The following is a 19841-nucleotide window of genomic DNA, read 5'->3' on the forward strand; positions in this document are numbered from 1 at the left end:
ATGAGCTGAAATAGTCACGACAGCGGCGAGAGGCGCTCACGCACGAGCGTATCCGCCCGTTCAAGATCGACGTCGTCGATGCTCGCGGCTCCCCGCGTCGCCTCTACCAGCAACGCCCGTTGCAGATTTCCCCGCTCCAGCGCCACCGCATACGGCGTCAAGCCGAACGTCACCATCGCGTACCGCGGCACGAACCGGCCCGGATGCCGCTCCGCCAGCAACCGTTCGAGCTCACGCTGCAACAGGTAATCCGCGTCGTCCACGCGATCGCGCATCTCGATGTAGTTCTCCAGTGCCATGTGCTGGATCGCCAGCGCATTCGGTTTGCGCTCCGCTTCGAACGCCGCGAACGCCGCACCGAAGTCGCTCGCGGCATCAATATGCCGCACCAGCGCCACGCAATCCTCGAAGGCGCAGTTCATACCCTGGCCGTGGAACGGCACCATCGCATGCGCCGCATCGCCGAGCAGGACCGCAGCGCCACCACGGTGCCAGCGATCCAGATACAGCGTGCCGAGCATGCCCACGGGATTGTTGACGAAGTCTTCGCCCAGCTCAGGAATGTGTTCGAGCGCATCGGCGAAATCCCGCTCGAACAGCGCGCGCGCCTCCGGCACCGTGTCGATCGTCGCGAAGCTCGGATCGCCCTCGTTCGGCAGGAACAGCGTCACCGTGAACGTGCGTTCGGTGTTCGGCAGCGCGATACACATGTAGCCGCCGCGCGGCCAGATATGGAGCGCGTTCGGCTCGATGCGCCAGCCACCGTCGGCGGCTGGCGGGATTTCGAGTTCCTTGTAGCCGTGGCCGAGCGGTTCGAAGCGTTCGCCGAGGGGCGTGTCGCGTTGCATCGCGGCGCGAAGTGACGAGCCCGCGCCGTCGGCGCCGAGCAGGACGTCGAACGGACGTGTTTCACGCGTACCGTCGAAGGTAGAGGTGTCAAACGTCTTGCCTTCGAAGTCGACGCCATCGAAGCGCTGATCGAAATGCACCTTGGCACCGCTGGCTTCCGCTGCGTCGAGCATCATCAGCACCAGCCGGCCGCGATGCACCGACCAGATCACTTCGCTGTCATCGCGACCGTATCGCTGCAGCTGGGTGCGGCCATCGGCGAAGTGCACCATGCGGCCGCGCATCATCACGGCTTGCTCCATCACCTGCGTTTCGAGCCCTGCCTGGCGCAGCGCGTCGAGGCCGCGTTCGGCCAGCGCGAGGTTGATCGAGCGGCCGCCTTCGTAGCCCGCGAGTCGCGGATCGGGCCGCTTCTCGAATATCTCGACCTGCCAGCCACGCCGCGCCAGCAACACGCCCAGCAGCGCGCCGGCGAGGCCCGCGCCGATGATGGTGATGCGAAGATCAGGTTGCATCGCGCCAGGCCTCGATGGCCGAGACGAGACGCTCGGCATCCGCGAAACGGTTGTAGAGCGGCGTCGGCGACACGCGGATCACGTCCGGTTCGCGCCAGTCGCCGATGATGCCGCGTGCTTCGAGCCACGCGAACAGATCGCGCCCGCGCTCGCGGCCTGCGATGACGCGCAGCGAGAGCTGGCAGCCGCGGCGTTGCGGTTCGCGCGGGGTGAGGATGTCGAGCGTGTCGGCGAGGCGTGCGCGGATCAGCGCGTCGAAATGTGCGGTGAGGCGCTCGGAGCGTTCGCGCAGCGCGGCCATGCCGGCGCGCTGGAAGATGTCGAGCGAGGCGCGCAACGGGGCGAGGGCGAGGATCGGCGGATTCGAGAGCTGCCAGCCATCGGCGCCGGGCGTCGGCACGAACTCGGGGCCCATGCGGAAGCGCGTCGATTTGTCGTGGCCCCACCAGCCGGCGAAGCGCGGTCGGTCCGTGTTCGCGTGGCGCTCGTGCACGAAGGCACCTGCGACGGCGCCCGGGCCGGAGTTGAGGTACTTGTAGCTGCACCACACGGCGAAGTCGGCGTTGCTGTCGTGCAGCTGCAGCGCGAGGTTGCCGACGGCGTGGGCGAGGTCGAAGCCCGCGACCGCGCCTTGTGCGTGCGCGAGGCGCGTGATCGCTGCGAGATCAAAGGCCTGCCCGGTGCGGTATTGCACGCCGGGCCACAACACGAGCGCGAGGCGCTTGCCGTGTGTCGCGATGGCGTCGGCGATCGCGGCGTCGGAGAAGGTGCCGCCGGGTTCGTCGGGTGCCAGTTCGATCAGCACGTCGGCGGGATCGAAACCGTGGAAGCGGATCTGCGACTCGACCGCGTGGCGGTCGGACGGGAAGGCGCCAGCTTCGATCAGGATCGCCGGGCGCTCGGCGGTCGGGCGGTAGAAGCTCACCATCATCAGGTGCAGGTTGGTCGTCAGCGAATTCATCGCGACGACTTCGGCCGGTTTGGCGCCGACGACGGCAGCGAGGCCGTCGCGGACGAATTCGTGGTAGTCCATCCACGGGAATTTGCCGCGGAAATGGCCTTCGACGGCGAGGGTGCCCCAGTAGTCGAGTTCGTCGACGAGGAGCTGGCGCGTGGCACGGGGTTGCAAGCCGAGGGAGTTGCCGCAGAGGTACAACGTCTCGCCGTCGGCGTGGGGTGGGATCAGGAATTCGTTGCGGTAGGTCGAGAGTGGATCGGCCGTATCCAGCGCAGCACTGTCCTTCCCGATCGTCTCGCTCTTTGTCTCAACAATCACCGCAACCTCCACGAATCCGAATCAATCCAACAACGTCATTCCCGCGAATGCGGGAATCCAGCGACCTTGCTCCTATCCCGCGATATCCGACCACAAGTCCCGCCACCACACGTTCTCCCGCTCTATCAGCGCGATCTTGTCGGCGCGCCGCCATTTCTTGATCCGCTTCTCGCGAAGGATCGCGGACTCCATCGTTTCGTGCAGCTCGTACCAGACCAATTGCGCGACGTGATACGACTTCGTGAAGCCGCTCACCTCCGACTCCCGATGCTGCCAGATGCGCTGCACGAGATTGCTCGTGACGCCGGTGTACAGCGTGCCGTTGCGATCGCTCGCAAGGATGTAGACGGCGGGCTGGCGGGTACGGGAAGGCAAGGTCGCTGGATTCCCGCATTCGCGGGAATGACGGTGGGGGAGGTGACGGAGTGGAGTGGATGGGCGGACTCCGTTCGACTTACGCGAAACGCGACGCGGGAAGGCCGAGCCATTCCAGCGCCGTACCGTGATACAGCTGCGCCTGCGACAGCGCATCGAGCTGCAACGCATCGATGCCCGATCCCGGCGTCTGCTCCCCGAGCGGAAACGGATAGTCCGTCCCCAGCATCACCCGCTCGATCCCCACCGTATCGACGAGATACCGCAACGCCCGCGCATCCGCCACCCACGAATCGAAGAACAACCGCGGCAGATACTCCCGCGGATTGCGCGGATTGTCCGTCGCCACCAGATCCGGCCGCATATTGAACCCGTGCTCGATGCGCCCGATCGTGTACGGAAAACTCCCGCCGCCGTGCGCCAGGCACACCTTCAGCTTCGGCAGCCGCTCCATCACGCCGCCGAAGATCAGGCAACACGCCGCACGCGACTGCTCCGCCGGCATGCCGACCAGCCACGGCAGCCAGTATTTCGGCATCGTGTCCGTGCCCATCATGTCCCACGGATGCACAAGGATCGCCGCGCCCAGATCGTTCGCCGCCTCGAAGAATTCGAACAGCTCCGGCGCATCCAGATTCCAGTCGTTGATGTGCGAGCCGATCTGCACGCCCTGCAGCCCCAGCTGATCCATGCAGCGCTCCAGCTCGCGCACCGCCAGCGACGGCGACTGCAGCGGCACCGTGCCGATACCCGCGTAGTGCCGCGGAAACGCATTGCAGGTCTCCGCGGTGTGATCGTTCAACGCGCGATGCAGCGCGAGCGCCTGATGCCCCGGCGCCCAGTAACTGAACATCACCGGCACCGTGCTGATCACCTGCACCTGCACACCGAAGCGCTCGTAGTCGTCGATGCGCTCCTGTGCATCCCACGTCTTCGACCAGATCTCGCGGAAGAACTTGCCGTCCTTGTAAATGCGATGGCGACCGTCGTCGGTGTGGTGGATCACCGGGAAGCGCGGGTCGCCGAATTTTGCGGCGAGGTCCGGCCAGTCGCGCGGCAGGTAGTGGGCGTGGGTGTCGATCTTGAGCATCGGGCGATTCTAGTGGGTTCGCAGTGCGATGCTGTTGTGCGATGCGATCAGTTCCGCACAGCAGGCGATCAGCATCGTGGCCGTTACCGCCGACACTGGACGAGCGACGTCCTGAGCAAAGTCCGTGCGTGTCAGATGTAGAAGCCTTTCACCGTCGTCCCGGCGCATGCCGGGACCCAGTGACGTTGCTTGGTATTGCGTCCGGCCGTTCGAGTAGAACAACGCCGCTGGATCCCGGCGTTCGCCGGGACGACGGTGGGGAGCCGGGGTCGATCGCGGATCAGGTGTCCGGAAATTCGTACTTCTGCGGCGCCGGATGCACCGTGCCGCACTCGCTGCAGGTGCGGTGGTCGAGCGAGCGGTAGAAACGCTCGAACACGGCCGGAAAATCCTTCTCGATGTCGACGAGCGGGAAAAACTCCTCGTACACCTTGTGGTTGCAGCGCGGGCAGTACCACTGCAGCCCGTCGAGCTCGTGCGGAAGGCGACGGCGTTCGATGACGAGGCCGACGGAGTTGGCTTCGCGTTGCGGCGAGTGCGGCACGCGCGGGGGCAGCAGGAAGATTTCGCCGGCGCGGATGGGGATGTCGCGCGGGGCGCCGTCTTCCTGGATGCGCAGTGTCATGGCGCCTTCGAGCTGGTAAAAGAATTCCGCGCCTTCGTCATAGTGATAGTCGATGCGCAGGTTCGGGCCGCCGACCACCATGACGATGAAATCGCCGGCGTAGACCACCTTGTTGCCCACCGGCGGTTGCAGCAGGTGGCGGTGCTCGTCGATCCAGCGTTGGAAATCCAGCGGCATCGGCAGCATGGCGTCAGTCCTTGCGCGGCGCGAGCGAGGCGACGCACTTGAGTTCGATCGCGATCGGCGTCGGCAGCGCGGTGATGCCCAGCGTGGTGCGGCAGGGTGCGGTGTCGATGTCGGGGAAATGCTCGGCCCAGATGGCGTTGTAGGCCTTGAAGTCACGGGCAATGTCGGTGAGGTAGACGGTGACATCGACGAGGTCTTCCCAGCGGGCGCCGGAGGCTTCGAGTACGGCGCGCACGTTGGCGAACACCGAGTGCGTCTGCGCGGCGATGTCGTAGCGGCGCAGGCGGCCGTCGGCGAAGTATTCGTTGCCGGGGATGGCGTCGCTGCCGGGCGTGCGCGGGCCGATGCCGGAGAGGAACAGCAGATCGCCGACGCGGCGGGCGTGCGGGTAGGCGCCCACGGGCCTGGGTGCGGTGTCGGTGCGGATGGCCTCGCTCACGCGTCGCGGCCCGAGTTGCGCACGGTGGTGAGCGCGGTGTCGTACGCGCTTGCCACTTCGTCCGGCGCCGATACGTCCATGCCGAGGCGATGCAGGCGGCCGTCGTGCAGGCCGTACACCATGCCGTGCAGGCTCAGGCGCTGGCCGCGGTCCCACGCGTCGCGCACCACCGTGGTCTGGCAGGCGCTCAGCGTCTGTTCGATGGTGTTGAGTTCGCACAGGCGGCCGTGGCGCACGGTGTCGAGGTCGAAGGTGCCGAGCAGTTCGGTGTGCTTCTGCGCCACGTCGCCGACATGGCGGATCCAGTTGTCGGCCAGCCCCACTCGCGTGCCGTGCAGCGCCGCGTGCACGCCGCCGCAGCCGTAGTGGCCGACGACGAGGATGTGTTCGACGCGCAGGATGTCGATTGCGAACTGCATCACCGAAAGGCAGTTGAGGTCGCTATGCACGACGACGTTGGCGATGTTGCGGTGGACGAACACCTCGCCCGGCGCGAGGCCGAGGATCTGGTTGGCGGGCACCCGCGAATCGGAACAGCCGATCCACAGGTACTTGGGCGCCTGCTGCTGCGAGAGGCGGCGGAAGAATGCCGGGTCGTCGCGGCGCACGCCGTCCGACCAGCTGCGGTTGTTGGCGAGGATCGCGGCGAGGCGCTGGCGGGTTTCTGCGTCCATCAGTTCGACCGGAACGACATGCGAGCGACGAGGAGACGGCTGAACCAGGCAGTGAACGCGATGGCAGCTCCGCCAAGCATGGGGGTCAGGCCCACGCCGAACGCGAGCACGACCGCTTGGGGATAAAACGCACGAGACGTCCCGTAGGGCTGTGGAATATTCCACCACCCGATCATCATGAGCGCCAGTACGACAGCGGCGACGATGACGCCGAAAACGATCAGCGCGATGCCTACGCGCAGCGCGATCGAAAGACCATCGATGACCGCGTCCTTCCTCATTCGTCATACCTCGATGCAGACATTTTTTGCCTCGGTGAAGAATCGCATGGCCTCGAAGCCGCCTTCTCGGCCCAGGCCGGATTGTTTCATGCCGCCGAACGGTGTGCGCAGGTCGCGCTTCATCCAGGTGTTGATCCAGACGATGCCGGCGTCGAGGTGGGCGGCGACGCGGTGGGCGCGGGCGAGGTTCGTGGTCCAAACCGAGGCGGAGAGGCCGTAGTCGGTGGCGTTGGCGAGGTGCAGGGCGTGGTCTTCGTCGTCGAAGGGTTGCAGGGTGACGACGGGGCCGAAGATTTCTTCGGTGTTGCTGCGGCAGTCGGGGCCGAGGTCTTCGATGACAGTGGGCGCAATGAACCAGCCGTCGGCGCAGCGGCCGGCGGGCGACGCGCGTTCACCGCCGCAGAGGATGGTGCCGCCTTCTTCGCGTGCAACGTCGATGCAGCGCATCACCTTGTCGAAATGCGCCTGCGAGACGAGCGGGCCCTGCTGCGTGCTGGCGTCGAGCGGATCGCCGACACGCAGGGCGCGGGCGCGCTCGACGAGGGCGCCGCGGATTTCGGCGTAGATGCTGCGTTCGATCAGCAGGCGCGAGCCGCAGAGACATATCTGGCCGCTGTTCTGGAATGCGCTGCGCACCAGCGTGTCGATGAGGCCGTCGCGCGGGGCGTCGGCGAAGACCAGCGTGGCGTTCTTGCCGCCGAGTTCGAGCGAGGTTTTCTTCAGTGCCGGGGCACACGCCGCGACGATCGATCGGCCCACGGCGGTACTGCCGGTGAAGCTGATCGCCCTCACCTGCGGATGGTCGACCAGCGCCTGGCCGACGCGCCCGCCGAGGCCGTGCACGATGTTGAACACGCCGGGCGGGAATCCGATTTCCGTCGCGAGCCGGCCGAGCATCGTCGCCGTCAGCGGCGTGACCTCGGACGGCTTCGCGACCACGCAGTTGCCGGCCGCGAGTGCAGGCGCGATCTTCCACGTGAAGAGATACAGCGGCAGGTTCCACGGCGAGATGCAGCCGACGACGCCGAGTGGGGTGCGAAGCGTGTAGTTCAGGCCGGCTTCGCCGTGGTGGGACTCGCTCGCGAACTGGGTGGCGGCGGCAGCGAAGAACCGCAGGTTGGCGACGGCGCGCGGGATCTCGATGTCGCGGGCGAGGGCGAGCGGTTTGCCGGCGTCCTGCGATTCGGCGCGGGCGAAGGCGTCGATGCGTGCTTCGAGGGCATCGGCGAGGCGGTCGAGCCAGCGGGCGCGCTGCGAGTTCGGCAGCGCGGACCACGGGGGGAACGCGTTGCGTGCAGCGCGGACGGCGGCGTCGACGTCATCGGCGGTGCCGCTGGCGAGGCGTGCGATCGGGGTGGCGGTGGAGGGGTCGAAGACGTCGAGCCAGTCGGTGGCGGATACGCCGTGCGCATCGCCGCCGACGAGATGGTGCAGGTCCGGAAGGGTTGTGTCCCGAGTCATCGGTACAGTGTAGCGGGGTGCGGTTCGTGCGGAGCATGGCGGGGGCGATTGGGCGCGGCTGTCGCGTGGTCATTGACCGGGATGGTCGGTCAGGTTATTGCGTGCCACGCGTTCGATGCCGCCTTATGCGTCGCAACGAAGTCAGTGCAGTTGGTTCTGCCGAATCCTTTCATACGTCATTCCCGCGAATGCGGGAATCCAGCGCCCTTGCTCGGTTTTCCGGCTCGCTGGCCAAGTCAAAACCAAGAAGGGGCGCTGGATTCCCGCATTCGCGGGAATGACGGTTGGGGGTGGTGCGGGGTCGTGCGGGATGCGGGGCTTCGTTTCCGCCGTAGAAAGCCGAAACAGCGTGACTGTAAAGGATGGCACAGAGGTCAGAGCGCATCTGACCAAGTCACACCTGACACTGCGGACACCAGTACAACCGCCGACTCGCAAGCTCCTCGCGTTTGATAGCGGTGTCGCACACTTCGCATGGCAACCCCGCGCGATCGAACACCCGAAAGCGAAACGCATCCGCCGTCCGCGTCACCGCCCCATGCGCACCACGCTTGTTCCGGCTGCGATAACTCTCCCGCGGCACGACCAGCAACGCCTTCGACAACGCCGTGATCTGCCGCTTCCCCAGATCCCGCGGCCGCTGCTGCGGCGCGATCTTCGCGCGGAACAGCACTTCCGACCGCAGGTAATTGCCCATGCCGGCGAGGAACGCCTGCTGCAGCAGCAATGCCGGCAGCCCGCGTCCGGCGAAGCGCGGAGCGCGCAGCCGCTCGGCCACTTCGGCAGACGTCAGCGATTCGTCCAGCACATCCGGGCCGAGTCCCGCGAGGAAGGGATGCTTGTGCACGTCCTTCGTCGGCCACATCGAGATGTCGGTGGCGGAGTAGAGCAGGATCGCCTTGTCGTCGGTCTCGAACGCCACGCGCAGCGAGCGCGTCGTCTTCGGGCGCTTGCCGGCGGCGGCGACCTTCCAGATGCCGTACAGCTGGTTGTGCGAGTACATCGTCAACCCGCCCTCGAAGCGGATCAGCAGCGCCTTGCCGTGCGGCGTGATCGACTCGATGCACTGGCCGACGAGTTCGTCCTCGTATTTCTGAAGCGCTGGCGGCGCGAAATGCACCGAGCGCAGCGGCCTGCCGATGACGGCGGCGGCCAGCGCATCGGAGGCGCGGCGGATTTCGGGGCCTTCGGGCATCGTGGCGTCAGATCGACTGCATGCGCCCGCCGTCCACCGCGAGGCTCACGCCGCTGATGTAGCCTGCCGCAGGCGAGGCGAGGAAGGCGATGGCGTTGGCGATTTCCGACGGTTCGGCGAATCGCGCCAGCGGCACGGTGCCGAGCATGGTCTTCGCGATCTCGTCCTGTGGCTTTCCGGTGCTCGCGCTGCGGTCGTGAAGGATCTGGTGGAGGCGGCCGGTGCGGGTGTAGCCGGGCAGCACGTTGTTGACGGTGATGTTGAAGCCACCGAGTTCCTTCGACAGCGTTTTCGCCCACGCGGCGACCGCGCCGCGGATGGTGTTGGAAACGCCGAGATTGGCGATCGGTTCGCGCACCGAGGTCGAGATGACATTGACGATGCGGCCCCAGCCCGCCGTCCGCATGCCGGGCAGCAGCGCCTGCACGCAGGTCTGCGCGGCGATCAGATGTTGCTGGAAGGCCGCCAGGAAGGCCGCAGCGTCCGCCGTGTGCGCGGCGCCGCCCGGCGGGCCGCCGCCGTTGTTGACGAGGATGTGGAACGGGTGCGCGCTCGCGGCCGCATCGAGCAGCGTGCGCAGCGTGGCCGCATCGTTGGCATCGGCGGCGATGAAGCCGTGCCGCTGCGTCGCATGCGTGCGCGGCAGCGCGTCCACCACCGCACGCAGCGCGTCCTCGCGTCGCGCGAGCACGGTCACATCCGCGCCCATGCCTGCGAGTTCAAGCGCGGCGGCGCGGCCGATGCCTTCGGAGGCGCCGCAGACGAGGGCGTGTTTGCCGGTGAGATCGAGGTCCATCGGGTCAGGCTCCGGTGTCGTGCAGCGGGCGCAGGTCGGGGTCGAGTGCGATGCGTTCGTCGAAGACGAAGCAGCGGCCGTCGTAGCCCGCACCGCCCACCTGTTCGAAGTAGTTGAGGATGCCGCCGTCGAGTTGCAGCACGTGGTCGAAGCCGTTGTGCTGCATCCACAGCGCGGCCTTCTCGCAGCGGATGCCGCCGGTGCAGAAGCTGACGACCGTTGTATCGGCGAGATCGTCGCGATGCGATTCGAGTGCGGCAGGCAGGTCGGTGAAGTTGTCGATCGGCAGCGTGAGCGCGTCGCGGAAGGTGCCGTGCCCGAATTCCTCGCGGTTTCGCGTGTCCAGCAGCACGAGGCGGCGTCCTTCGTCGTCAGTGCCGCGTTCGATCCAGCGTGCGAGTTCGGCGGGGGCCACCGACGCCGGGCGCACATGATCGAGCGGAATCGCGTCGTCGCGGCGGAAGGCGATGATTTCGCGCTTGCACTTCACCTTCAGCCGCGCGAACGGCACGTGGTTGCTCCAGCTGCGCTTGACGACGAGATCGGCGAAGCGCGTGTCGTTGCGCAACATCCCCAGGAGATCGTCGATGGCCCCCTCTGCGCCTGCCAGAAACAGGTTCAGCCCTTCCGGCGCGACGAGCACGCTGCCGCGCAACGCAAGTGCGTTGGCACGTGCATGGATACGGCCGGCCAAGGCGGCGGCATCGTCGATTGCGACGAAACGGTACGCGGCGATGTTGAGAATCATCGGCGCATCACATCAGCACGAAGAACGGCCACGCGGTGAGTGCGGCGAAGAACAGTGCAGCGAGCAGGAACACGACGACGCGCAGCGGGTGGTGGCGCAGCACCGTCAGGAAGGTCTCGGCGCGGCCTTCGGCGCGTGCCGCCGCGCGTTCGGCGCGGGCGCTCGCTGCACGCTCGGTCTGGAACGTCGCCAGCAGTTCGCGGGCGCGCGGCAGGTCGTCCGCATGCTTGAGCCAGATGCCCCCGGGCGAGACGCCCCAGAGACTGGCACGGGTTTCGTACCAGGCGAGGTCGGCTTCATCGAGCAGGGCGCGGATGGCGTCGGCTTCGTCGTCGGGAACGTTGCGCAAGTGGAGGAGCAGGGTGGACATGCGGGGATTGTCGCGGGCGGCGTACGTGCGGGAGGCGGCGCAGGGTGCTGTCATCATATTGTTTCGCGTCTTGCTGCGCGCGCGGAGCGATGGACGCGGCTGCTGTCCAATCTCCCGTCGTCCCGGCGAAAGCCGGGACCCAGTGACGCTCTCGGTTTGCCGTCGCCTCGGTTAAACCAGGAAACGCCACTGGGTCCCGGCTTTCGCCGGGACGACGGGGAGGCGGGCTGTACGGCCGGGGTGGATGTCACCGCGCGTGGAAAAGACGTTTGTGGGCGAATCTCGCATCAGCTGCCGCGGCGATGCAGGCGCGACTGCATCAGGTCGGCGACGGCCTGCTCGCGCTCGCTGCCGGTGCGGCGCAGGCCGTCGATGGCGCCCCGCACGTTCGCGGCGGGGTGGTTCTGGTTGAGCTTGAACTTGAGCGCAATGCGTTGCGGGCGGAAGCGGAAGCCGACGATGCCGCGCAGCTGCACGCGCTCGGCCTCGTTGCCGGGATCGAAACGCCAGTCGCCGCCGATGCTGGCTTCGAAGCGCTGGCTGAGGCGATCGACGAGGTCGGCGAGCGAGGCTTCGTCGTCGAACGGCTCGAGCGTGCCGTACAGGTGTGCGACGGCGTAATTCCACGTCGGCACGCGGGCGGCTTCGAGCTTGTCGGCGTACCAGCCCGGCGAAATATAGGCATGCGGGCCGTGCACGATCATCAGCACCTCGCCGCGGTGCTTCACCTGCGGGTTGGAGCGCGCGTGGTGGCCTTCGATCAGCACGTCGTCGCCATCGCGGCGGTACAGCACGGGCAGATGCGAGGCGAACGGTGCACCGCTGTCGTCGACACTCAGCAGCGTGACGAAGGAGTCCTGCGCCAGCAGGGCGTCGAGTGCCGCGAGGTCGGTTTCGGCGAAGCTGCGCGGCAGGTAGGTCATGCGGGTGGACAACGGGGTGCGGAGGGCGGGGGATGGGGCGCTCGAAACTCGCGCTCCCGGCATCGCGACGACGGTGCCGCGGGGGGGGGGGGGCGCAGAACGAACGCCTCGTCTCAGGCGTGGCCGCCGAGCGGCTGGATCATCGCTTCTCGCAGCGTTTCGTCGTCGTCGGCGCGCGGCGGGGAGATCTCGTCGAGCGAGAAACCCATCGCCAGTGCGTCCTCTTCGTCGAGGCCGTCGAAGGCGCGGAACTCGGCGTCGAGCAGCGCGTTGCGCGCGCTGTCCTCGCTGTCGTACGGCAGGGTGCGGCCGTCGCAGTCGAACACCTGCGCCACGCCGGAGTCGAGCACGCGCAGGCGTGCCCACACCGCCGTGTGGCCGAGCACGGCGATCCACCATTGTTCGATCACATGCGACATCCGAGTGCTCCGATCAGCGCGTGCCGAAGATCAGGTAAAGCACGCCCGCCGCAACCAGCGCGAGGATCATGCTCCACAGCGCGAGGAAGGCCGGGGTGGCGAGTCCGCTCAGGCCCGTGTCGCGCAGGCCGCGATAGCGGCCGCGCAGCAGCCATGCCAGTGCCGCCGGCGAGGCGAAGGCGAAGTCGCCGAAGCTCGAATGCAGCGCGCCGTGCCGATCGCGCAAGTGCACCAGCGCCATCGGCCAGAAGAACGCGAACGCCATCGCGCCGGAGATGGCCACCGCGATGCAGATGAGCGCGAGGAACATGCCCATCGCGGATCAATACTCCGCGGTGCCGGGCGCGCGCGGGTAGGGGATCGCGTCGCGGATGTTCGACAGGCCCGCCACGTACACGACGAGGCGTTCGAAGCCGAGGCCGAAGCCCGCGTGCGGCACGGTGCCGTAGCGGCGGAAGTCGCGGTACCAGCCGTAGTGCGCCGGGTCGAGGCCGAACTGCGCCATGCGCGCGTCGAGCACGTCGAGGCGTTCCTCGCGCTGCGAACCGCCGATGATTTCGCCGATGCCCGGCGCCAGCACGTCCATCGCGGCGACGGTCTTGCCGTCGTCGTTGAGGCGCATGTAGAACGCCTTGATGTGCTCCGGGTAGTTCATCACCACCACCGGGCGGCCGACGTGCTGCTCGGTCAGCCAGCGCTCGTGTTCGGTCTGCAGGTCCAGGCCCCATTCGACCGGGAATTCGAACTTGTGGCCGCTCTTCTGCAGCAGCGACACGGCCTCGGTGTAGTCGATGCGTTCGAAAGGTGCATCGACGAAGGTCTGCAGGCGCGAGACCGCGGTTTTCTCCACGCGTTCGGCGATGAAGGCCATGTCGTCCGCACGCTCGTTGAGCACCGCGCGGAACAGGTATTTCAGGAAGGCTTCGGCGAGGTTGGCGTCGTCGTTGAGATCGGCGAATGCGATCTCCGGTTCGATCATCCAGAACTCGGCCAGGTGGCGCGTGGTGTGCGAGTTCTCGGCGCGGAAGGTCGGGCCGAAGGTGTAGACCTTGCTGAGCGCGAGGCAGTAGGCCTCGACGTTGAGCTGGCCGGAGACGGTGAGGAAGGTTTCCTTGCCGAAGAAGTCGCGGCTGAAGTCCACGGCGCCCGAGGCGTCGCGCGGCAGGTTGGCCATGTCCAGCGTGGAGACACGGAACATCTGCCCGGCGCCTTCGGCATCGGACGTGGTGATGATCGGCGTGTTGATCCAGTAGAAGCCCTGCTCGTGGAAGAAGCGGTGCACCGCCTGCGCGAGGCAGTGGCGGATGCGCGCGACCGCGCCGAACAGATTGGTGCGCGGGCGCAGGTGCGCCACTTCGCGCAGGAATTCGAGCGAATGCGCCTTGGGCTGGATCGGATAGGTTTCCGGGTCTTCGACCCAGCCGCTGACCTCGATCGACGTGGCCTGCAGTTCGAACGACTGGCCCTGACCCTGCGACGGCGTCAGCGTGCCGGTGGCGATCACCGCGCAGCCGGCGGTGAGGTGCTTCACGTCGTTCTCGTAATTGGCCAGCGTGGCCGGCGCCACGACCTGGATCGGATCGAAGCACGAGCCGTCGGACACGTTGACGAAGGACAGCCCCGCCTTGCTGTCGCGCCGGGTGCGCACCCAGCCGCGGACGGTGACTTCGCTGCCGGCGATGGAACCGCCCGCAAGCGCCTGCTGGACGCTGACAACCGACATGCCTTGAACCTTGGCGCGAGGCGCCGAAATGGGGTTGGCAATCATAGCGAATGCGGGTGCAGTCGGGCAGGGCGTTGCAGGACGATGCCTCGGACGGGGCGAACGTGGTCCTTGACAAGATTGCCCGACGCTCGCAGCGATGGGCTGCATTTCATGGTTCACGGGATGGTTTCATATAGCGCGACCGTGGATGAATTTTCACCATGCACATGCTTGACTTGGATCGCCTGCTGCCACATTGATGCGCTTCGGCGCCACCGCCGCGCTCTGTCCGGAAGTCATTTGCAGCCCCACATGACCAGCTCACCTGCCCTCGAACATCGTCTATCGCAACTGCTGGCAGCCAACCGCCGGCATCGCGATCCGAAGCTCGAACCGCGCAACCGCTCGCCGTGGTTGAAGAAGCTGCAGCGCTGGCAGGCAACGCGGCTGGCGCGCACGTTCGAGGATTTCGTCGCGTCGCCCGCAACGCGGCCGGGCGCCGAATTCTTTCTTACCGATCTGTACGGCGATCACGACGTCACCGCGCGCGACCGCGGCGTCGAACGCGTGATGCCGATGATGAAGAAACTGATGCCGCCCGAACTGCTGGCCACCGCGGCCGACGCGATCGAACTTGCGGTGCTGAGCCACGCCTTCGATCTGCGCGTGGCGACCGAGCTCGAAGCCATCGCCGATCCTGCCGCGCCGCTGCAGACGCAGGATTATGCCGAGGCCTACCGCCGCGCCGGTCTGCGCCGGCTGCGCGGTCGCCAGGTCGATCTGGTGGTGGCGATCGGTGATGCGCTCGAACGCGCGGTGCGCAAGCCCTGGCTGTCGCGCCTGCTGCGCATTTCGCGCCTGCCCGCGCGTGCCGCGGGCCTGGGCGATCTGCAGGCCTTCCTCGAACGCGGATTCGCCGCGTTCCACGCGATGCAGGACGCGCCGGCCTTCATGCAGGCGATCGCCGCGCGCGAACGCGAGGCGTCGCGTCGGCTGTTCGCGCGCGATGCGGATCCGTTCGGCTTCGGCAAACCTCAGGCGAACTCGCGCTCGAGCACGCGGTGAATCTCGCTTTCGATCGGACCCTTCAGCGCCGAGAGCAGAAAGCCCAGGTTGACCACCACGCGCACCTCGTCCTTCGCCAGCCGGATCTCGCCGTTGACGCCGCTGCGGGTGAATTCCAGCGTGTTGCCCTTCCAGCCGCAGGCCACCTGGAAGCGTTCGCCGATCTTCTCGGCCACACGATCGACGGACGCCTTCGCGTCCTTCATGGATTTGTTGTGCCGCTGGACGATGTCGATGCTCGGCATGGAAGGCTCCGGTCGGAAGCGGTCGATTCTGCTACGCACGGCGTCGCGCCGCCAGCGGCGGCACGGCGCAGGCGCGGTTTTGGCTATCATGCCGACGGTCCGGGCGAATGAGCGCCGCGGACGAGGGGTGCACGATGCCAGCGAGGGGCGCACGAACGATGCTGCGAACGGTTGCCATGTCGATCGCGCTGCTGCTGGCGCTGCCGGCCGGCGCCGCCGTGGTCGAAGGCCGCGTCGCGCTGACGGTGGACGGCAAGCCGCTGCGCGCCGAGGAAGCACGCGAGGCCGTGGTCTACTTCCGCGCGCCGGGACTTGCGGCCCCGACCCCGCGCGCGGACTACGAGATGCGCACCGAGGGCAAGCAGTTCATGCCGCGCGCGCTGCCGGTGCCGGTCGGCGCGACAGTGCGCTTCCCGAACTTCGATCCCATCCTGCACAACGTGTTCTCCGGCAGCGGCAGCGAGCGTTTCGACCTCGGCCTCTACGGCCGCGGCGACGGCCGCACCCAGCTGTTCGACACGCCCGGTCTGGTGCGCGTCTACTGCAACGTGCACCACGACATGGTCGGCCACATCCTGGTGCTCGATACGCCGCATTTCGCACGCCCCGACGCCGACGGCGGCTTCCGCCTGGAGGTGCCCGACGACGCCGACGGCGAGCTGTTCGTCTGGCACGAACGCGCCAGGCTGTGGCGACAGGCGATCGACACCCAGGCCATGGAGCCGCTGCGGATCGAGCTCGAACTGAGCCGCCCGCGCGTCCCGCCGCACACCAACAAATTCGGCAAACCCTATGGCGACGAGCGCGCTTCCGGATACTGAGCGCGTGCGCTGGCGGATGCCGCTCGGGTTGCGGATCTTCCTGCTGTGTGCGGCGTTGGTGGTGGCCGCGATCGCGGGCGCGGTGGCGCTCACGTGGATCACCGGCCATCGACTCGCGCTCGACGCCGCCGGCACCGCACTGGACAAGAGCGCCGAGGCGCAGACCAGCCAGACCCAGCAGCGCCTGCGCCTGCTGGAGCTCAGCCTGCTGCTGCTCGGCGGCGACGGCGCGCTGGTGAACTACGTGGCGGCGTCGATCGGCGCGGACGAACTCGGGCTCGGGGAAGGCAGCGGCCCGGACGTGGCGTCGCTGCGCGACCTGCTCGTCGAACGGCGCGAGCAGTTCGGTTTCGATCTGGGCCTGGTGCTCGACGCCGACGGCGGCGTGCTCGCACGCAGCGACACGGCCGAAGCCTTCGCCGAGAGCCTCGCGGCCGATCCGCTGGTGGCCGCCACGCGCGACAAGCTGGCCCCGCAGAGCGGCTTCTGGCGCGAGGGCGACACGCTCTATCAGGCCGCGGCGATGCCGCTGGCGCAGGATGGCGCCCTGGTCGGGTTCCTGCTGCTGGCGCAGCGCGTGGATGCCGCGCTCGCGGCCGACATCGCGCGCTCGTCGGACGCGCAGGTGGCGTTCTGGCTGCCGCGCGACGGTGGCCTCGCGCTGGCCGCCACCTCGCTGCCGGAGGCCAGCGCTGCGGCCCTGCAGCAGGCATTTTCCGCGCGCCCGGACTTGATCGAGGCGGTGCGGCTGGGGCAACCCATCGACGGCATCGCACTTGCGTTCGATGGCGGCGAGTGGCTTGCGCGCATCCGCCCGACGGCGGTGGAAGGCGAAGCCTCGCTCGGCGCGGTCAGCGCGCTCGCCTCGCCGGACGGGGCGATGGCAGTGTACCGACAGATGCTCGATCGCCTGCTGCTCGCGGGCATCGCGGCGATGCTGATCGCGCTGCCGCTGTCGTACTGGCTGTCGCGCCGGCTGCTGCGCGACGCACGCGCGCTGGCGGACGCAGCCGAACGTGCCGCCGGCGGCGATTACCAGGCCGATGTCGCGCTCGACGGCAAGGACGAACTCGCGCGTCTGTCGCGGGCGGTCGATTCGCTGCTGTCGGATCTGCGCGAGAAGCGCGACATCGAGCAATATGTCGCGAATTTCTCGCGTTTCCTGCCCGATGTGGAACGGGTGCCGCGCGCCGAACCCGAACCCGAGGCCGTGCCGCCCGAACGGCGCCTGGCCTGCTATCTCGGCGCCGAGTACGCGCCCGCGCCCGAGTCCGTCGACGCGACCACGCGCCTTGCCCAGGCCACGCGCCTGGCCGAGGCGCTGGCCGGCACCGCGCGCCAGCTCGGCGGGCAGTTGCTGCGCGGCGATGGGCAGCGCTGGGTACTGGCGTTCGAGGGCGCATTGGCGCTCGAGAACGGCATGCGCGCGGCGCGCGCACTGCTCGAGTCGGTACCGCGGGCCGGCTTCCGCAGTCCGGCACTGGCGCTGATCGAGGGCGAAACCGACAGCGGCACCGCCGCCGCGCGCAAGCGGACCTGGCCGGTGCTGGTCGGCATTCCGATGTACCAGATCGAGCGCCTGCTGTGCGAATCCGGCGCCGGGCGCGTGCTGCTCACGCGCGACATCGGCGAGCGTCTGCAGGGCGAGCGCGGTACCGCGTGGCTCAACATCGCGCATGGCGCGCTCAGCAACAAGCGTTTCTTCGCGCTCAATCCCGAGGCGCTCGCCGCGCTCGATGCCGTGCCGGCGAGCGATCCGCGCCAGACCCAGGTGCTGCCGACGCCCAACGATGCGTTGCCCGCCGTCGCGCAGGATCTGCGCCCCGGCGCGCGCTTCGGTGGCCGCTACAAGATCCTCAGCCTGCTCGGCGAAGGCGGCATGGGCGTGGTGTACAAGGCGCACGACCTGGATCTGCACGACGTGGTGGCACTGAAGATGCTACGCCCCGGCGTGCTGGCCGATCACCAGCACCTGGAACGCTTCAAGGAGGAGATCCGCCTCGCGCGCCGCATCACCCATCCGAACGTGCTGCGCACGTTCGATTTCGGCGAGTCCGACGGCCGCGTCTTCATCTCGATGGAGTTCGTGCGCGGTGCCACGCTGCGCGCGCTGCTCAACGAATCGGGGCGTCTGCCGTATTCGGCCGGTCTGCGCATCGCACGCCAGTTCTGCGCGGGGCTCGCGGCCGCGCACGAGGTGGGCGTGATCCATCGCGACATCAAGCCCGAGAACGTTATCCTCGAAGCCGGCGGCAATGCGAAGCTGATGGATTTCGGCATTGCGCGGCCGGCGCGGCGGGTCGAGCCGGGCCAGACGCAGCCCGGCATGTTCGTCGGCACGCCGCTGTATTCGGCACCCGAGCAGCTGGCCGGGCAGGAGGTCGACGCGCGCGCCGACATCTTCTCCACCGGCGCGATGCTGTCGGAAATGTTTTGCGGCGGCCTGCCGTTCGGCGGCGGCAGCACGGCGGAAATCTACCTGCAGCAGATGCAGCACGCGCCGGTGCAGCCGTCCCAGCTCTGGCCCGAGGTGCCGCCGGCGCTGGAACGCATCATCCTGCGCTGCCTGGCGCGCGATCCGGCGCAGCGCTACCAGAGCGTGGCCGAGCTCGGCGCCGACCTCTCGCAGTTGCGCGCATGACGACAGCCGCCGTGCTTCTCCGCCTGCCGTTGCTGGCCCTGCTGTGGGCAGCGCCGCCGCTGGCCGCGCAGGACGCGGCGGCTGCGGACCCGTTCGATCCGCAGTTCGAGTTCGACGACGCCGTGCCGGCCGCGTGGCAACCGTTCGTCGACCTGCGCCTGCGCGGCGACCACGTGCAGGGGCTGCCCGGCGGTCGCGACGATCTCGACCGGCTGCGCGCTCGCACCCGCGCCGGTACGCGCTTCGTTGCCGGAGAACGCTGGAGCGCCGCCGTCGCGGTCGAGGCTGCGCTCGGCACCGACGACAACGCCGACAACATCATCAACAACGACGTCGAAGTCAGCGACGACCTCAACCTCGACCAGGTCTGGGTCGCGTTCCAGGCGACGCCGGCGTTGCGGCTGCAGGCCGGCAAGGCGCCGCTGCCGATGCAGCTCAGCCCGATGCTGTGGGACGCGGACCTGCGCCCGACCGGCGTCGCGCTCGCGCTCGGCGGCACGCGCGGGCTCACCGACCGCTGGCAACTGCAGGCGGGCTGGTTCGCGCCGGATCCGCTCGATGCCGGCGGTGCCCGGGTCGGCATCGTGCAGGGTGCCTGGCACTGGAACGAGGGCGCCGCGTGGGGCGGCGGCGCGGTGCTGACCGGGCTGCGTTTCGAATCGATCGACACCCTGGCGCGCGCCGGCCTCGGGCGCGGCAACGCGGTGGCGGGCGGCCGCTACGCCACCGCCTACGAGCCGCTCGACCTGCAGCTCTACCTGCGCCGGCGCGACGAACGCTGGCCGCTGCTGTTCAACCTCGATCTGGTGCGCAACACCGCGGCCGACAGCGAACGCGACGGCCTGCGTGCCAGCGCCATCGTCGGCGATCGCAACCGCGCCGGCGGCTGGGAGTTCGGCTGGGCCTGGGAGCGCATCCAGCGCGACGCCGTGCTCGCGGCCGTCAACGACGACGACTGGTGGTTCCACAGCCGCATGCGCGGCCACATGCCGTGGCTCGGCGTCGGCCTGGATTCGACCTGGTCGCTGCGTCTGGCCGGCTTCGTCGAGACCCGCGATGCACCGCGCGAGCGCACCCGGCGTCTGCTGCTGGACGTGGAGGCGCGCTGGTGACCGCCGTCCCGCCGCCGGCCGCCGTGGCGT

The 19841-nt window shown here is 68.2% G+C and carries 22 protein-coding genes; 4 read left to right on the forward strand and 18 right to left on the reverse strand.

Translation table 11 applies throughout. From position 1 onward, the window contains the following. Positions 1 to 14: 14 nt before the first annotated feature. The 17 genes from HNQ52_RS10735 to asnS all read right to left on the reverse strand — a co-directional run bounded on the left by HNQ52_RS10735 (position 15) and on the right by asnS (position 13945). Positions 15 to 1364 (reverse strand): FAD-dependent oxidoreductase, encoded by a 1350-nt coding sequence (locus tag HNQ52_RS10735; protein ID WP_183961131.1) that lies wholly within the window; start codon positions 1362 to 1364, stop codon positions 15 to 17. After that, positions 1354 to 2613, reverse strand: a complete 1260-nt coding sequence (gene kynU, locus HNQ52_RS10740) for a kynureninase (RefSeq protein ID WP_425486493.1) — start codon at positions 2611 to 2613, stop codon at positions 1354 to 1356. The genes HNQ52_RS10735 and kynU overlap by 11 nt, the downstream gene beginning before the upstream one ends. 99 nt (positions 2614 to 2712) lie before the next feature. Next, on the reverse strand, positions 2713 to 3015 hold the full coding sequence (locus HNQ52_RS10745) for a GIY-YIG nuclease family protein (RefSeq protein WP_246387764.1): 303 nt from the start codon (positions 3013 to 3015) through the stop codon (positions 2713 to 2715). A gap of 79 nt (positions 3016 to 3094) precedes the next feature. Then, positions 3095 to 4105, reverse strand: a complete 1011-nt coding sequence (locus HNQ52_RS10750; RefSeq protein ID WP_183961132.1) for an amidohydrolase family protein — start codon at positions 4103 to 4105, stop codon at positions 3095 to 3097. 280 nt (positions 4106 to 4385) lie between these two features. Further along, on the reverse strand, positions 4386 to 4916 hold the full coding sequence (locus tag HNQ52_RS10755; RefSeq protein ID WP_183961133.1) for a 3-hydroxyanthranilate 3,4-dioxygenase: 531 nt from the start codon (positions 4914 to 4916) through the stop codon (positions 4386 to 4388). Between the two features lie 4 nt (positions 4917 to 4920). Next, positions 4921 to 5355 carry a Rid family hydrolase gene (locus tag HNQ52_RS10760; RefSeq protein ID WP_183961134.1) on the reverse strand — a complete coding sequence of 145 codons (435 nt, stop codon included), beginning with the start codon at positions 5353 to 5355 and terminating at the stop codon, positions 4921 to 4923. Then, a complete protein-coding gene (can, locus tag HNQ52_RS10765) occupies positions 5352 to 6029 on the reverse strand; it encodes a carbonate dehydratase (protein ID WP_183961135.1) in 678 nt (225 codons plus the stop codon). The genes HNQ52_RS10760 and can overlap by 4 nt, the downstream gene beginning before the upstream one ends. Next, positions 6029 to 6310, reverse strand: coding sequence for a hypothetical protein (locus HNQ52_RS10770; protein ID WP_183961136.1), 282 nt, complete (start codon positions 6308 to 6310; stop codon positions 6029 to 6031). The genes can and HNQ52_RS10770 overlap by 1 nt, the downstream gene beginning before the upstream one ends. A 3-nt stretch (positions 6311 to 6313) precedes the next feature. Then, positions 6314 to 7771, reverse strand: coding sequence for an aldehyde dehydrogenase (locus tag HNQ52_RS10775; protein WP_183961137.1), 1458 nt, complete (start codon positions 7769 to 7771; stop codon positions 6314 to 6316). Positions 7772 to 8165: 394 nt separating this feature from the next. Beyond that, positions 8166 to 8966, reverse strand: coding sequence for an endonuclease VIII (gene nei / locus HNQ52_RS10780; protein ID WP_183961138.1), 801 nt, complete (start codon positions 8964 to 8966; stop codon positions 8166 to 8168). 7 nt (positions 8967 to 8973) lie between these two features. Further along, a complete protein-coding gene (locus HNQ52_RS10785) occupies positions 8974 to 9762 on the reverse strand; it encodes an SDR family oxidoreductase (RefSeq protein WP_183961139.1) in 789 nt (262 codons plus the stop codon). Positions 9763 to 9766: 4 nt separating this feature from the next. After that, complete coding sequence (locus HNQ52_RS10790; RefSeq protein WP_183961140.1) at positions 9767 to 10510, reverse strand: sulfurtransferase; 744 nt, start codon at positions 10508 to 10510, stop codon at positions 9767 to 9769. Between the two features lie 7 nt (positions 10511 to 10517). Further along, the gene (locus HNQ52_RS10795) at positions 10518 to 10880 is read right to left on the reverse strand and encodes a DUF6164 family protein (protein ID WP_183961141.1); all 363 of its coding nucleotides are present in this window, start codon (positions 10878 to 10880) and stop codon (positions 10518 to 10520) included. A gap of 287 nt (positions 10881 to 11167) precedes the next feature. After that, the gene (locus HNQ52_RS10800) at positions 11168 to 11803 is read right to left on the reverse strand and encodes an FMN-binding negative transcriptional regulator (protein WP_183961142.1); all 636 of its coding nucleotides are present in this window, start codon (positions 11801 to 11803) and stop codon (positions 11168 to 11170) included. Between the two features lie 113 nt (positions 11804 to 11916). Continuing rightward, a complete protein-coding gene (locus tag HNQ52_RS10805; RefSeq protein WP_183961143.1) occupies positions 11917 to 12222 on the reverse strand; it encodes a hypothetical protein in 306 nt (101 codons plus the stop codon). Between the two features lie 13 nt (positions 12223 to 12235). Beyond that, a complete protein-coding gene (locus HNQ52_RS10810; RefSeq protein ID WP_183961144.1) occupies positions 12236 to 12538 on the reverse strand; it encodes a hypothetical protein in 303 nt (100 codons plus the stop codon). A gap of 6 nt (positions 12539 to 12544) precedes the next feature. Next, positions 12545 to 13945, reverse strand: a complete 1401-nt coding sequence (gene asnS, locus HNQ52_RS10815; RefSeq protein WP_183961145.1) for an asparagine--tRNA ligase — start codon at positions 13943 to 13945, stop codon at positions 12545 to 12547. Between the two features lie 294 nt (positions 13946 to 14239). Between asnS and HNQ52_RS10820 the strand changes: the two genes are divergently transcribed. Then, complete coding sequence (locus HNQ52_RS10820) at positions 14240 to 14992, forward strand: DUF8198 family protein (protein ID WP_183961146.1); 753 nt, start codon at positions 14240 to 14242, stop codon at positions 14990 to 14992. Here HNQ52_RS10820 and HNQ52_RS10825 read toward each other — a convergent pair. Beyond that, positions 14962 to 15237 carry a polyhydroxyalkanoic acid system family protein gene (locus tag HNQ52_RS10825; RefSeq protein WP_183961147.1) on the reverse strand — a complete coding sequence of 92 codons (276 nt, stop codon included), beginning with the start codon at positions 15235 to 15237 and terminating at the stop codon, positions 14962 to 14964. The two genes, HNQ52_RS10820 and HNQ52_RS10825, sit on opposite strands and share 31 nt — an antisense overlap. Positions 15238 to 15413: 176 nt before the next feature. Here HNQ52_RS10825 and HNQ52_RS10830 point away from each other — a divergent pair, with 176 nt between their 5' ends. From HNQ52_RS10830 to HNQ52_RS10840, 3 genes are read left to right on the forward strand one after another with little or no spacing between them, the layout of a single operon-like run. Then, positions 15414 to 16058 carry a cupredoxin domain-containing protein gene (locus tag HNQ52_RS10830; RefSeq protein ID WP_183961148.1) on the forward strand — a complete coding sequence of 215 codons (645 nt, stop codon included), beginning with the start codon at positions 15414 to 15416 and terminating at the stop codon, positions 16056 to 16058. A 4-nt stretch (positions 16059 to 16062) separates the two neighbouring features. Further along, positions 16063 to 18699, forward strand: a complete 2637-nt coding sequence (locus HNQ52_RS10835) for a protein kinase domain-containing protein (protein ID WP_183961149.1) — start codon at positions 16063 to 16065, stop codon at positions 18697 to 18699. Beyond that, on the forward strand, positions 18696 to 19811 hold the full coding sequence (locus tag HNQ52_RS10840; RefSeq protein WP_183961150.1) for a hypothetical protein: 1116 nt from the start codon (positions 18696 to 18698) through the stop codon (positions 19809 to 19811). The genes HNQ52_RS10835 and HNQ52_RS10840 overlap by 4 nt, the downstream gene beginning before the upstream one ends. Positions 19812 to 19841 lie beyond the last annotated feature (30 nt).

The sequence above is a fragment of the Chiayiivirga flava genome, from assembly GCF_014202825.1.
GTDB lineage: Bacteria > Pseudomonadota > Gammaproteobacteria > Xanthomonadales > Xanthomonadaceae > Chiayiivirga > Chiayiivirga flava.